The 14,316-nt window shown below is 58.9% G+C and carries 14 protein-coding genes; 2 read left to right on the top strand and 12 right to left on the bottom strand.

Features of this window, described 5'->3' with window-relative positions:
* Positions 1-88 precede the first annotated feature (88 nt).
* Positions 89-706, bottom strand: a complete 618-nt coding sequence (locus QA646_RS19495) for an outer membrane protein (protein WP_283059899.1) — start codon at positions 704-706, stop codon at positions 89-91.
* Positions 707-1,095: 389 nt separating this feature from the next.
* Here QA646_RS19495 and QA646_RS19490 point away from each other — a divergent pair, with 389 nt between their 5' ends.
* Positions 1,096-1,818 (top strand): response regulator, encoded by a 723-nt coding sequence (locus QA646_RS19490; protein WP_283059898.1) that lies wholly within the window; start codon positions 1,096-1,098, stop codon positions 1,816-1,818.
* The gene (locus tag QA646_RS19485) at positions 1,815-3,197 is read left to right on the top strand and encodes an ATP-binding protein (RefSeq protein WP_283059897.1); all 1,383 of its coding nucleotides are present in this window, start codon (positions 1,815-1,817) and stop codon (positions 3,195-3,197) included. The genes QA646_RS19490 and QA646_RS19485 overlap by 4 nt, the downstream gene beginning before the upstream one ends.
* 62 nt (positions 3,198-3,259) lie before the next feature.
* On the opposite strand, the gene QA646_RS19480 is transcribed toward QA646_RS19485, so the two are convergent.
* The 11 genes from QA646_RS19480 to QA646_RS19430 form a co-directional block, all read right to left on the bottom strand.
* A complete protein-coding gene (locus QA646_RS19480) occupies positions 3,260-4,714 on the bottom strand; it encodes an NAD-dependent succinate-semialdehyde dehydrogenase (RefSeq protein ID WP_283059896.1) in 1,455 nt (484 codons plus the stop codon).
* Positions 4,715-4,724: 10 nt separating this feature from the next.
* The gene (locus QA646_RS19475) at positions 4,725-5,801 is read right to left on the bottom strand and encodes an ABC transporter ATP-binding protein (protein ID WP_283059895.1); all 1,077 of its coding nucleotides are present in this window, start codon (positions 5,799-5,801) and stop codon (positions 4,725-4,727) included.
* Entirely contained in the window at positions 5,798-6,598 is an 801-nt protein-coding gene (locus QA646_RS19470; protein ID WP_283059894.1) for an ABC transporter permease, read from the bottom strand. Before QA646_RS19470 ends, QA646_RS19475 begins: the two co-directional genes overlap by 4 nt.
* 1 nt (position 6,599) lies before the next feature.
* Positions 6,600-7,472: an ABC transporter permease gene (locus QA646_RS19465; protein ID WP_283059893.1), complete on the bottom strand. Its 873-nt coding sequence runs from the start codon at positions 7,470-7,472 to the stop codon at positions 6,600-6,602.
* Between the two features lie 119 nt (positions 7,473-7,591).
* Positions 7,592-8,602, bottom strand: a complete 1,011-nt coding sequence (locus tag QA646_RS19460) for a polyamine ABC transporter substrate-binding protein (RefSeq protein ID WP_283059892.1) — start codon at positions 8,600-8,602, stop codon at positions 7,592-7,594.
* Between the two features lie 38 nt (positions 8,603-8,640).
* Entirely contained in the window at positions 8,641-8,973 is a 333-nt protein-coding gene (locus QA646_RS19455) for an NIPSNAP family protein (RefSeq protein ID WP_283059891.1), read from the bottom strand.
* 5 nt (positions 8,974-8,978) lie between these two features.
* The gene (locus tag QA646_RS19450) at positions 8,979-10,442 is read right to left on the bottom strand and encodes an aldehyde dehydrogenase (protein WP_283059890.1); all 1,464 of its coding nucleotides are present in this window, start codon (positions 10,440-10,442) and stop codon (positions 8,979-8,981) included.
* Between the two features lie 5 nt (positions 10,443-10,447).
* On the bottom strand, positions 10,448-11,488 hold the full coding sequence (locus QA646_RS19445) for an LLM class flavin-dependent oxidoreductase (RefSeq protein ID WP_283059889.1): 1,041 nt from the start codon (positions 11,486-11,488) through the stop codon (positions 10,448-10,450).
* Complete coding sequence (locus QA646_RS19440) at positions 11,485-12,420, bottom strand: flavin reductase family protein (RefSeq protein ID WP_283059888.1); 936 nt, start codon at positions 12,418-12,420, stop codon at positions 11,485-11,487. Before QA646_RS19440 ends, QA646_RS19445 begins: the two co-directional genes overlap by 4 nt.
* Before the next feature lies 1 nt (position 12,421).
* Positions 12,422-13,258, bottom strand: coding sequence for an alpha/beta hydrolase (locus QA646_RS19435; RefSeq protein WP_283059887.1), 837 nt, complete (start codon positions 13,256-13,258; stop codon positions 12,422-12,424).
* 17 nt (positions 13,259-13,275) lie between these two features.
* Positions 13,276-13,878: an amino acid synthesis family protein gene (locus tag QA646_RS19430; RefSeq protein WP_283059886.1), complete on the bottom strand. Its 603-nt coding sequence runs from the start codon at positions 13,876-13,878 to the stop codon at positions 13,276-13,278.
* Between the last annotated feature and the right edge of the window lie 438 nt (positions 13,879-14,316).

Below are 14,316 nucleotides of genomic sequence, written 5' to 3'. Positions count from 1 at the left end.
GCGTGCGTGCCATGTAACTGGCGGCTCGATGTCTTCGCCCGCAATAGTTTGGGCGAAGCAGCGATCAGAAAATGTTCCAAGCCGTCTCTCAGAACTTGTAGCTTGCACCAATAGTAATCTTTTGCTGGTCGGCCGAGACTTTCCCGATTCCAGAACCAAAGTCCTTGTTCCCGAAATCGGAATAGCGATATTCGCCGCGTACGAGGATATTGTCGGTGAGCGCGTGCTCAATGCCGCCACCTGCCGTCCAGCCGATCAGGATATCGTCTTTTTTGCCGACTGCGGGAACATCGACCTTGCCGCCCGCCGCCGCAAGACCCGCCGTCGCGAAAATGAGATTTCGGTCCCGCGCGTAGCCCACGCGGGCGCGGCCGGAGGCATCCCATTCGAGTTTGGCTTCGTCACCTTTTTCGAAGTTGTAGTTGAAGTCGTTCTCGATGCCGTAAACGATGCTTCCGGTTTGAAAGTTATAGCCGGCATGGACTCCAGCCGATCCGCTGTTGAGGGTCTGATCCAGGCCCAAATAGGTTGCTTTATTCCAAGTATATCCGCCCTGGGCACCAAGATAGAAGCCGGACCAGTCAAAGGTCGAATAGTTCTGTTGCTCCGGCTGCGGTGCAGGCTGCTGGAAGGTCATGTCGGCAGCCATGGCCGGCGCTGCCAGGGAGAGAACGAAGGCGCCGAAAGCGAATATTCTGAAATCCATAGGGATGCCCCATCTTGTTTGCGAGGGAGAGGGCGAGGCAAAGCGCTCGACCCGCTCGTGACGATGCACCATGCCCCGAGCCGAGATTGCGGAGTGTCTTTTGATGTTAAGTTATGTTGCGAGGACGTATGCGAAGGTTGTCCGATCGCCCGGCCATCCCGAACCAAATCACGATTTTCCTGCACGCCTCCATCTCGACAGCCCCCGAGACTCCGTCAGCTCCGCAACATATCTCAACATTTCCAAACACAGCGCCACGAATTCCTTTGCTATCTTTATGACTTCCAGTCATCGGAGTTGCTGGCGTGATCTACCCGCATGCAAACATAATCATTGCTGAAATGACGGAGGCTCGAGGGGCTCACTCGAACCACGGAAAGGCACTTGAAATGGCGCTTTACGAGCAATCCAATATTCTCATCGTCGAAGACGACGCCGATATCGCAGCCATGCTGGTCGAGTTGGTGACCGACAACGGTTTCACTGCCCAATCTGTCGCCAATGGCGCCGAGATGGACCGACTGCTCCGTCTTCATAGGTTCGACCTGATCGTGCTTGACGGCATGCTGCCGGGTGAGGATGGATTCAGCATTTGCATGCGTCTTCGGGCGACGCGCTCCATCCCCATTTTGATGTTGACCGCACGGCGGGAGGATATCGATCGTATTCTTGGGCTTGAACTGGGTGCCGATGATTATGTCACCAAGCCATTCAACTCCCGCGAACTGCTCGCCCGCATCAAAAGCATTCTGCGCCGCGCGTCTTTTTCCCGGCGAGAGGAAGAGGTATCCGGACCACTGACTTTTGCAGGATGGCGCATCGATCCGAACAGCCGGCAACTGTTCGACGCCGAAGGCGATGAAGTGTCGATGACGACAGCCGAGTTCGATCTTCTCTGGGCGTTCTGCACCAATCCGAACAAAGTGCTGACCCGCGACCAGCTTCTGTCCATGACGCATGCCGGATCGGCCGGACCGGTCGAACGCAGCATCGATGTCCACATCAGCAGGATACGACAGAAGATCGAACCGAACCTCAAGGACCCGACGTTCATCAAGACTGTCCGGCTGGGCGGCTATCTCTTCGCAGTCATGGTGGAGAAATTGCCGTGAAAAGTCTCCGCATGGCCTCCATCCGCACTCAGATCCTCGTGCTGGCATTCCTGCTGATCGTTCTCGTGTCCGTGGTCGCTGCGACCACAGAGCCGTTTATCTACGGGCGTCACGACAAAGGCATGGCGATCGGCTTGCTGGCGGGACGGATCGAGCGTGTGGCCGATCAATTCCGAGAGGCCCGTTCTCCTGAAGAGGAGGCAGCAGCTCTGAGCTTGGCCGCGAAATTGCACATCTCGGTGGAAAAGCTGCCGGCAGGCCAGCTCTCTACGCGCGACGAGGCCGAGGCGACATCGGCCGACATTCTCGCGAGAACGCGACGCGCTCTGGAAGACGACTTCTTCGACGGCCTGCGTCATCTTTTTGATAAGGAAGCGATATCCGTTCCCCTCATCGTGAAGGTCGACCAGGAACGGGCTCTTGTTTTTCATATGCCCGTCTTCTCCCGGTCCTTGTGGTTCTTCCCCGCAGTCGCAAGTGGAATTCTGAAAATTGTCATTCCGCTGATCGTGCTCGCCTATGTCAGCAGTTGGCTGATCATCAGGCCGATGGGCCGCTTTGCAGCGGCGGCGGAACGCGCAAGTACCGATGACAGTCTGGAAAAGCCGTTCGTGGCGGAAGGCAGCTCCGAGATTCGAAGCCTCGCCGCATCGCTCAACACCATGCGCAGCCGGATATTGCAAATGGCGGAAAGTCGGACGCGAATGCTGAGTTCGATCAGCCACGATCTCAGAACACCTCTAACGCGATTGCGAATGCGCGCGGAGCGCTGCGAGCAGCCCGAGCTTCAGCGCAAGATGCTCCATGATCTGACCGTGCTCGATGGCATGATCAACGAGAGTCTGGCGTTTCTCACAAACGCAGGCCACAACGTCCCGTCCCGGAAAGTGGACCTGTCGAGCCTGCTGCAAACGATTGCGACGGACTTCTCGGAAACCGGCATCGATGTCCGGTTTTCCGGGCCTCGACGGCTAAAATACATGTGCAAATCCGAGGCGATTACGAGGGCGATATCCAATCTGGTTGAAAACGCTTCCCGCTATGCGACCCAAATCGATATCGAATTGCAGGACGCGGGCGACGAAGGGATATTCGTAAGAGTGAGCGATAATGGTCCGGGCCTGACGGATGAGCTCAGGGCTCGGGTGTTGGAGCCCTTCTTCAAAGCGGATGAGGCTCGCACGACCGGAGTCGGAGGCAGTTTTGGCCTTGGGCTTCCGACTGCGGAGGGCATCATCAGGAAAGGTCATGGCGGGAAACTGACGTTGCTGGATCGGACGCCGAATGGCCTTGTGGTGGAAATCGTTCTTCCGCCTGTTCGCGACGACGGCGATGGCCGCCTTTCCCCTCTTTCCGGCGGCACAGCTTCGATCACCTGATGGAGTAATGCGAAGGAACCATCCCTATGAAACTGTGGCGCCGTTCGCTGCCGAAGGCAGCTCTACGATATACCGCCCAAACAAACATATTTCAGTTCGGTATATTCTTCGATGCCGTGGCGCGAGCCTTCGCGGCCCAAGCCGGACATTTTCACGCCTCCGAAGGGGGCCTCGGCGGTGGAAATCAGGCCGGTGTTGACACCCACCATCCCGTATTCCAGTGCTTCCGCCACCCGGAATACGCGCGACAAATCGCGCGCATAGAAATAGGAGGCAAGACCGAACTCGGTGTCATTTGCCTGTTCGATGACGTCGCTCTCGTTGCGGAAGCGGAAGAGCGGCGCGACGGGCCCAAAGGTTTCCTCGCGGGCAAGCTGCATGCTGTCGTCGACGTTGCGAAGGACGGTCGGCTCAAAGAAGTTGCCGCCAAGCGGGTGACGGTTGCCGCCTGAGATGACTTCGGCGCCATTGGCCACCGCATCGCGAATGTGCACTTCAACCTTGAGGACGGCGTTCTGGTCGATCAGCGGGCCAAGAACGACGCCTTGATCGAGCCCGTTGCCCACCTTCAATTTTGCAACGGCGTCGGCGAGTTTGGCCGCGAAGGCTTCGTAGACGCTATCCTGGACATACAGGCGGTTGGCGCAAACGCAGGTTTGTCCGTTGTTGCGAAATTTGGCGATAATCGCACCCTCGACCGCAGCGTCGAGGTCCGCGTCGTCAAACACGATGAATGGGGCATTGCCGCCAAGCTCGAGACCGAGTTTCTTGATCGTCGGCGCACATTGCCGATAAAGCAGTTCGCCCGTGCGTGTGGAGCCGGTGAAGGTCAGAACCCTGATCGCCGGGCTTGCGGTCAACGCTCCGCCAATCGCTACAGCATCACCGGTGACGATGTTGAGGAGACCCGGCGGCAGACCCGCGCGCTCACCAAGGACGGCAAGCGCGATTGCGGAAAAAGGCGTCTGCGGCGCTGGCTTCAGAACAACTGCGCAGCCGGCGGCAAGCGCCGGGCCGACCTTGCGGGTCACCATGGCATTTGGAAAATTCCAGGGCGTGATCGCAGCGACGACGCCCGCCGGCTGGCGCAGGACAAGTATCCGCTTGTCATGCTGATGGCCGGGTATGGTTTCGCCGTTGATGCGTCTCGCCTCCTCGGCAAACCATTCGATGAAGCTCGCGCCATAGGCAATCTCCCCCTTAGCCTCGGCCAAGGGCTTTCCCTGCTCCAGCGTCAGGATCATTGCCAGATCATCGATATTTTCGATCATCAGGCGATGCCACACCTTCAGTATGGCAGCGCGCTCCCCCGCGGTCTTCTTTGCCCAGAGCTTCTGAGCGACGACGGCGGTCCGGATTGCCTCCTCGGTTTCCGCCGCACCGAGATCCGGAACTGCGCCGAGCGCCTCGCCTGTGGCCGGATTGCGGATGGTCGTCGCCTGATGATCCTTCGCTTCGATCCAATTGCCCGCGATCGGACACGCCTGGCGAAAGAGTGAGAGATCATTGAGCTTCATCTGACGACTTTCAGCAAAATACGTGAGCGGCATCCGGATCGAAATCCAAATGCACCTGTTCGCCGCGGCTGAGCCCTGTGATGGCCTCATGGCCGAAGGGAAGACGCACCGCCAATGCCTCACCGCCGGCAGTCTCGGTGGCAACATGAACATTGTTGCCGAGGAAAGTGATATCGCTGACAGTTGCCGCGAGGCTGCCTTTCTGCACGCGGTTTCGCGACAACCGAATGCGTTCGGGCCTCAGCATCAAGGCTCCCCTCTTGCCGGAAATGGCATTGCCATGCACGGGGATTCTGAAGACCGCGTCGCCGCCCAGCGAGATCGTCGCGTGCCCATCCGTCGATGACAGCAGATCGCAGGAGATAAAATCGCTGTCGCCGATGAATTCGGCAACAAAGCGCGTGCGGGGATTGGCGTAAAGTTCCGGCCCGGTTCCGATTTGGTCGATGACGCCCTTGGAGAAGACGGCAATGCGATCGGAAAGACGCAATGCTTCCTCCTGATCGTGCGTGACGTAAAGGATCGTCACCTCGGTCTGCTGGTGGATCCGGCGTATCTCGTGCTGAATTTCCTCACGAAGCTTCTTGTCGAGCGCAGAAAGCGGCTCGTCCATCAAAAGCACCGGCGGGTCATAGGCGAGAGCCCTGGCGAGCGCGACGCGCTGCTGCTGGCCCCCCGACATCTGCGCAGGCTTGCGATCCTCGAATCCTTCAAGCCGGACAAGCCGCAGCATTTCCTTCACCTTGCTGTCGACTTCCGCCTTGGATTTGCGCCGTACCTTAAGGGGAAAAGCGATGTTTTCGCCGACCGTCAAATGCGGAAACAGGGTATAGCGCTGGAAGACCATGCCGATATTGCGCTTATGCGACGGCGTAGACAGCAGCGTTTGTCCATTGAGGAGTATGTCGCCTTTCGTCGGGTTTTCGAAGCCGGCCAAGATGTAGAGCGTCGTGCTTTTGCCCGAACCGGACGGTCCGAGAAAGGTCAGGAACTCGCCACGCTGAACCTCGAGATTGACATCTTGCACCGCGACGACAGGACCGTATTCCTTGCGGATGCCTCTGATCTGTAGGAAAGACTCGTTCATGATTTCAGTACCTTGCGTGCAATAGCGACAAGCGCCATCAAAGTGATCGTCAAGAGGATGAGAAGGGACGATGCCGCAGCGATGACCGGCGTCAGATCTTGCCGGAGGGTGGCCCATACTTTCACCGGCAACGTCTGTAGCGTGGGGCTTGCCATGAAGATCGCCACCACCACTTCGTCCCAGGATGTCAGGAACGAGAAAACCGCGGCCGAAAACAGTCCATGGCTGATGGCCGGTAGGGTCACCCTGATCTTCGCCTCAAGGGGCGAGGCGCCGCAGAGCACCGCTGCATCCTCGATCGATTTGTCGAAGCCTTCGAGCGCGTTGGAAATGGAAAGAATGGAGAAGGGCAGTGCCAGAACGAGGTGTGAAATGACAAAGCCGATCAGGGTGCCGCCGAGACCCATCCTCAGGAAGAAGGCGTAAAGGGCAACGGCAAGGACGACGACGGGCAGGATCATCGGCGTCAGGAAAAGCGCTTTCAGCGCGTCGCGGAACATGAAGGTTCCGCGCACCAGGCCGAAGGAGGTGACCAGCCCCAGTAACACGGAAAGAACCGTGACGATCGAGGCGATCCTGAAGCTCGTCCAGGCCGATGCCAGCCATTGCGGATCGGCGAAAAGCTGGCTGTACCATTGCAGCGTCCAGCCCGGAGGCGGAAAGATCAGCCACTGCGAAGATCCGAAGGAAAGCGCGGCGATGAAGAGGATGGGCAGCAGCAGGAAGGCAGCCGTCACGATGGTCACCGCCACAAGCACATACTTCCACCAGCCGAGGCGATCGAAATTGAGCAGCATGTCAACGCCCTCCCGTGTTCTGCACACCGAACAGCCGTAGCTGGACGGCATAGAGCGAAAGCGTGACGACAAGGAGGACCAGGGCCGCCGCACCGCCCATTCCCCAGTTGACCAGGGACTGCACGAACTGGGCGATGAGTTCGGCCAGCATCATGTTCGCCGTTCCGCCGAGAAGCGACGGGGTAACGTAGTAGCCAAGCGACATGACGAAGACCATCAACGCACCGGCGACCATGCCTCTCGCGGCCAAAGGCAGAAGGACGCGGGTCAGACATTGCCAGCGGTTCGCTCCGCAAAGTGCTGCCGCCTGCAGGACCGTCGGGTCGATCTTCTTGATGACGCCGTAGAGCGGCAGGATGATGAACGGCAGCATGATATAGGTCATGCCGATCGTCACACCGGTCAGGTTGTTGACGAGCGGCAGCGGCTGGTCGATCAGTCCCATTCCCATCAACATCTTGTTGATCAGTCCGGTGCGTTGAAGCAGGACCATCCAGGCATAGGTTCGGGCCAGCAGATTGGTCCACATGGATAGCAACAGGACTGCGAAAATCAGCGAAGCCAGTCTTGAGGGCATGATTGCCAGCGTCCAGGCGACGGGAAAGCCGATCAGCAGCGAAATCGCGGTGACCAGACCGGAGACGATGAAGGTATTGGCGAATATCTTCAGATAAGTCGCCGATCCCAGCAGTTCGGCATAGTTGCCGAAGCCGACAACCGGTTCCAACACGCTTCGCAACAGGAGCGCGACGACCGGGACAATGAAGAAGATCCCGACGAAAAGCAGCGCCGGTATGATTTCGCCGAAGCCCGTAGGCCTGATGGCCTTGGATGTAGTCGCAGTTTCACTGGCGACGTCAATATAGGTCGACATGGCAATCCTTTCCCGCCGTAGGATCAGACAACGGCGCCAGCTCCCAGGAAGATTTAGAACCTGCGCCACACACCGCGAGCAGAATGACGCTCGCGGTGCTGCCTCGGAGTTTCTTCAGCTTACTTGGCCTGCCAAGCGTACCACCGCTTGCCGATGGCATCGCGATTTTCGGCCCAATAAGCCATGCTGGCATTGACCTGGCTGGCGGTCTGCTGATCCGGCAAGGTCTTGGCCGTCGCCGGATCCATCAATTTGGCCGAGTCGATATTGATCGGCGCGTAGCCGGTCGCCTTCGCCAGATCGGCTTGGGGTTGGGCCGACGTTGCCAGTGCAATGAACTTCATCGCGGCTTCAAAGTTCGGCGCCCCCTTTGGAACGACGAGTGAATCGGCGGCCGTGATGTTCTGTTCCCAGGAGGTTTCCGTCTTGACGCCGCTGGCGGCGAGTGCGGTCATGCGGCCATTCCACAGGCTGCCGAAGGGCGCCTCGGCGGATGCGAGAAGCTGTTGCGACTGAGCGCCGCTGGACCACCAGATGATATCCGATTTGATCGTGTCCAGCTTCTTGAAAGCGCGATCGAGATCGAGCGGGTAAAGCTTGTCTGCGGGAACGCCGTCAGCGAGCAGAGCCGCTTCGATCACGCCCGGAGCCGACCACTTGTAGAAGGTGCGCTTGCCGGGAAATTTCGTTGTATCGAAGAGATCGGCCCAGGTCTTGGGGCAGGCTTTCACGGCATCCGCATTGCAGCCGATCACGAAGGAATAGTAAAAGCTGCCGACGGAATAGTCGGTGACGAAACGGGGATCGAGCTTGGACTTGTCGATGACCGAAAAATCCAGCTTTTCCAGCAGCCCGTCTTTGCCTGCCTGTGCGGCGTAGTCGCCTTCGACGTCGACGACATCCCAGCTGACCTGGCCCGCTTCGACCATAGCTTTCAGCTTGCCGTAATCGGTAGGTCCGTCCTGTGCGATGACGATGCCGGTCTTGTCCGTGAACGGATTGGCCCAGGCGACTTTTTGCGCGTCCTGAGTCGTTCCTCCCCAGCTCGTGAAGACGAGCGTATCGGCCTTTGCAGTCCCCGACACAGCCAGTATTGCGGCGAAAGCCGCGAGTGCAATTGTTCTTTTCATGTTCCCTTGTCCTTGTATTGTTGTCTTACAGGCATGTTTTATGCGGCTGGCGCGCTCTTCCCGAGAGGAGAGAAATTCGCCGGCTTCATAATCTTGTTCTCGGCCACTTCGATCAGGTCGCGTATCTTCGGCAGGAAAGCCTGCCATTGTGGATCGGACGCCAACCTCTGGCGCCTTTCCTCGCGATCGTCGAGGCTCGCATAGGCCCAGATATGAACGATCTCGTTGATGGTCCCGATCTCCGAATAGAAATAGCCGACCAGATTGCCGAGATGTGCTTTCTGAATGGCGATCCCTTCTTCCTCGACGACCTTCAGATATTGCGGGATCGCACCGTTCTTCAGCCGATAGGTCCGGATTTCATAGAACATCGGCATCACCTCATGACGAAAGGATCGGGGATCGGATCGTCCGACGTCCTGAGCCAGATCGTCTTCGTGCGGGTATAATCGAGCGCCGCAGCCAGGCCGCCTTCCCGGCCGTGGCCGGAAAGACCAAATCCGCCAAAGGGTGCGATCGGCGATACGGCGCGATAGGTATTGACCCAGACGATACCGGCGCGAATGCCTTTCATCAGGCGATGGGCGCGGGTGAGGTTCTGGGTGAAGACGCCGGAAGCCAGGCCGTAGCGGGTATCATTGGCGAGCCTCAGCGCATCGGCTTCGGTGTCGAATGCGACGACGGACAGCACAGGACCGAAGAACTCCTCGGCAAGCGAGGGGGATGCCACGCCGTCACAGTCAAGAATCGTCGGCGGGAAGTAAAAGCCCTCGCCTTCCGGCATTTGCCCACCCGTGACAATGCGGGCGCCGCTTTGAACGGATTTGTGGATGAGTGCGGCAACGTGATCCTGCTGGCGCTTCGTCGCAAGCGGACCCACTTCAGTCGCCATGTCCAACGGCGTGCCGACACGGATCGCCTCCGCCTTGTCCTTCAAGAGATTCAGGAACCGGTCCTTGATGCTCCGCTCCACGATCAACCGTGAACCGGCGACGCAGCTTTGTCCGGTCGCGGCGAAGATGCCCGCGACCTGGGCATTGGCGGCGCTTTCGAGATCGGCGTCGGCAAAGACGATGAAGGGCGATTTGCCGCCAAGCTCCAGGGATGTCGAGGCAAGGTTTTCGGCCGAATTTCGCACGATATGGCGCGCCGTTTCCGGCCCGCCGGTGAAGGCGACATGTGCGATCTTCGGATGCCGGCTAAGGGCTGCGCCGCACGACGCACCAAAACCGGTGATGATGTTGACGACACCCGCCGGAAAGCCTGCCTCATGAACGAGGCGAGCGAATTCCAAAAGCGGCGCCGGCCCATCCTCGGACGCCTTGACGACCATCGTGCAGCCGGCCGCCAGCGCCGGACCTATTTTGACGGCGGAGAGGAACAACTGGCTGTTCCAGGGCACGACCATGGCTACGACGCCGATCGGCTCACGGCGAAGCCAGACATCCATGTCGGGCTTGTCGATCGGCAGGTAGGAGCCTTCGATCTTATCGGCGATGCCGGCATAATAACGGTAGTAGTCGGCGACATAGGCGATCTGCGCAGAGGTCTCGCGGATGATCTTGCCGGTGTCGCGCGTCTCCAGTTCGGCGAGCTTCTGAGCATTGGCAGCAACCAGATCGGCAAGCTTATACAGAAGCTTGCCGCGTTGCGTGGCGGTCAGTTTCGACCAGGGGCCTTCATAGAGCGCCTTTTCGGCCGCATTGACCGCCCGATCGACATCCCCCTCACGCGCTTCCGGCATATCCGCCCAGTCCTTGCCGGTGGCAGGATCGATGCTCCGATAGCGGGCCTCTCCGTCCAGAAATTCGCCATCGATGTAACACTGGAAACGCTGCATGGGGTTCACTCCGCAAATGCCGGCATGACCTCGGCGATAAAGCGTTCGAGTGACGCTTTCTTCCGCTCGAAGGACATGCCCGTATCGATCCAGAAGGAATATTCGTCGTAGCCCATGGCTTCATAGGCCTTGAGCCGGGCAATGACGGTCTCGGCATTGCCGACGACGTTGTTGCTGCGCATAACCGCATCGGAAAGCATCGCGTTCGCGCCGATCTCCTCTTCGGGTATCCGCTCGATCAGGCCCTGCTTGATGGGCTTCTCGTTCTTGAACCAGGCGAAGAAGTAGTTGTAATAGACGCTCAGTTCATGGGCGGCCTGTGCTATGTCCGCCTCCGTCGAGCCGACATAGGTATGGCGCAGCAGCATGATCTTGGGCCGGTCGATGTCCGGGTTCTTGGCGCAGGCATCATTGAAACGGCCCATCAGTGCCGCAACTTCCTCATCGCCCTGCCAGAGCGGCGTCACCTGGACATTGCAGCCATTGGCGACGGCGAACTCATGCGAATTCGGATCGCGCGCAGCAACCCAGATCGGTGGGTTCGGCTGTTGCAGGGGCTTCGGCGCCGAAGTAGTCGACGGGAACTTATAAAACTCCCCATCATGGGCGTAATCGCCATTCCATATGCCCTTGATCGCCGGAATGAGCTCGCGCATGCGCTGGCCGGCGCCCCAGGCGTCGAGACCCGGCAGCAGGCGCTCGTATTCGAAGGAATAAGCGCCGCGCGCAATACCGATATCGAGCCTTCCGTCACAGATGATGTCGGTCATGGCCGCTTCGCCGGCGAGCTTGATCGGATGCCAGAAGGGCGCGATCACCGTCCCCGTGCCGAGCCTTGCCCGCGATGTGCGGCGCGCCAGATCGGCAATGGTCACGAAAGGATTGGGTGCAATGGTGAAATCCATGCCGTGATGCTCGCCTGTCCAAATGGCATGCATGCCACCCTTATCGGCGATCTCGCAGAGAGCGACGAACTCCTCATATAGGCTCTTGTGGCTCTGGCTGGCGTCGAGGCGCTCCATGTGAACGAAAAGAGAGAATTTCATGGCTGTGCCGCCTTTGTTGGAACCGAACGGACCGTGCCGACGGTCTCGTCGCCGAAATAAACGCCAAAATTGCCGAGTTGGCTCTCCACCGCGAAGCGCGCAACGATGTCGGCAGTCGAACTTGTCTTGAAATGGGTCTTGGCCAGCGAATCGGGCTTCAAGAACCTGCCATTGCGCGGCTCGCCTTCCGAGGCGAAGGCGCGGTAGACAATGTGTTGCTTTCCATCGCTCTTGCCCTCGTAGACCGAGTAGAGGAAGCCGATGGTCACCGAAAGACCGGTGAGCTCTTCCAGATAGTCCCGAAGTATGTCAGCGGGGCTTCCGTCCTTGCCGTCGCAGGTCGGCAGTGAAAAGACATCATCACCGATAAGAAGAACCTCGCCATGACGCTCCAGAACGGCTCCGAGTTCGATATTGCCTTCCGCCGCCGCCGAAACGGCTTTGCTGGCGAGGATCGGCGTGAAATAGCCGCCGCGGGCATAACCCAATCCGTTCAGTCCGCTGTTTTCGAAGGCTTCGATCCGCCCCATCAGGATGACGTGATCGCCCGCTTCGACCAGCTTTTCTGTAGCGCATTCGAACCACGCCGAGACATTCGCCAGGATCGGGCAGCCGGCAGCGCCTGCTTGCCAGTCGACCGCGGCGAACCGGTCTTCGACCGGCCGCGCAAACGTGTTGGAGACATCCTTCTGACCTTCGGAGAGAACATTGACGGCGAAATGCTTCGCACCCGTCATGGTCCCGTAATTGCGGGAGGTCTTGGCCAGGCAAACAAGCAAAAGAGGCGGATCGAGCGACACCGATGTAAAGGAATTCGCCGTAAAGCCAATGGGCTTTCCGTCCGCATCCTGGGCTGTCACGACCGTTACCCCTGTCGCAAATGCGCCGAAGGCATCGCGCAGTGCTCTTGGGTCCGCTTGCTGTACGGTCATTTCACATCCTCCCCTCTGAAAGCCATTCGACGAGCAGCGCATTGACGATGTCGGGGGCCGTCAGATTGACCATGTGACGATGGCCCTCGACGATCCGCGCCCAGCCATTGGGAGCAATTGCCGCCATTTGGGTCGCCATCAGCGGCGTCGAATTGGGATCATCCGATCCCGTCAGAAACAGCGCCGGGGCTGCCACGTCCTTCCAGCGATCGGCATAGGTCTCGTCTCCTTCGGCAAATGCCGAATAAGCGACAGCATACCCCTCAGGATCGACGAGGTTCAGCCAATTCCGCGTCAGGTCGCGCGCGACAACGCTGTCGGGATCGTCGCCGAACCATCGAAGCAACGGGCCTTCCTTATCCACACCCATCAGCGGAATGGCCGCGGCACGCGCCAGCACCGCCGCTTTTGCCTCCGGGTCACGCCGGTAGACGCCGTTGAGATACGCCACGCGCTTGATTCGGTTGCCGAACGTTGCCGCCGCACCTCCGGACACAAGCGCACCCATCGAGTGGCCGGCGATATTTGCGGTCTCAATCGCCATTTCGTCCAGGAACTTCCCGAACCACGCGACGAATTGCTCAAGGCGACTTCCGACCGGTAGGCGGGCAGTTTCACCATGGCCGGGCATGTCGACAGCGATCACGCGATGGCTTGCCGACAGGGCCAGAATCTGGGGCGCCCAGGCTTCAAGCCGCATGCCGACACCATGAATCAGGACAAGCGGCTCGCCGTTGCCGGCTTCGTGATAGGCCGTTCCACCCGCAGTCTTGTTCCTTACAAAGACCCAGTTGGTCTTTGCGGAAGCGCCCGGCGCAGTTGATCCAACGGTCAGCATGTCAGCATCCAGCCTTTTCAAACGCCGGCGGGATTGGCGACGTCCTGGCCCAGATCCTTGAGATCCTGGTAACGGTCGCCAATGCGATGATGCGGACGTCCACCCACGGATGCGCCAAGCGCCACGACAATTTCATCGGCTGCAGGCGCATCCGGGATTGCGGTCTGGATCGTCAGATAATGCGAGCGGCGCCCTTCATCGTTTTTGTCCATCAGCGGGATCATGATCGGCGCATTGGCAGGGCCGCGCGTATTGCAGAAGGCGAGGTAGGATTTCGCGCCAACGGCATGACGATAGTGATTGCCGAAGCGAAGCGTGTGGATCAGTGCCGAGGCATGCTCGAGCTCGCCGTCCAGACCGACCACTGCGGATTTTCCATACCCTTCGACCGCGCCGCCGGAGCCGACGGCCTCGATGATCATCTTGGTCAAAAGCTCGCCGAGAACAGGCGCAGCCGCGTGAATTTCGGGCTTCAGGTCTTCGACGAAACCGCGTCCCGCCCAAGGATTCTTCACGACGGCGTAAGCGGTAAACAGCTTCAGCGGAACCTGCGCCGCCTTGCCACCCTCGATCAGCGTCGTCTCGATCTGCAGCCCGGTCTTGCGAATTTGAATGGTCATCGAACACCTCAGTTTTGACGTTATGTATTATGGTATGCCATAATATAAAAGTGTCAAGCCGATTCCTTTCCGCTGCAAAGATTCAACGTAAACATAAAAATAACTCAGCAAAATCAAATGCTTGCCGGAGCGCGAACGAAGCCGCCGACATACGCCTCCTTCAGATCACGAAGACTTCAACGTCGATGTAAGCCACTTCGGACGGATATCAGTCAGCCCGCCCGCTCTCTCCAAACGCGGCGTCTGGCGCGGCTTTGGCGCTGGCTGCTCGGATATCTTTGCATACGGGTGGGCGTTGGGAGGCATGCAATGCACTTCATACGATGCTCCACCTTATTATTTAATATGGCATACCATCACATTGAGCAAAGTTAGGTGTCAAGCTTGCAATATTGCTTTGCCATCTTTTGGGGAGTCAGGGGCGCCCCCACGTGGAAA

The sequence above is a fragment of the Rhizobium sp. CB3090 genome (assembly GCF_029714285.1).
Classification (GTDB): domain Bacteria; phylum Pseudomonadota; class Alphaproteobacteria; order Rhizobiales; family Rhizobiaceae; genus Rhizobium.
Note: the sequence above shows the minus strand (reverse complement) of the source record. Positions and strands in the feature narration are given on the sequence as shown.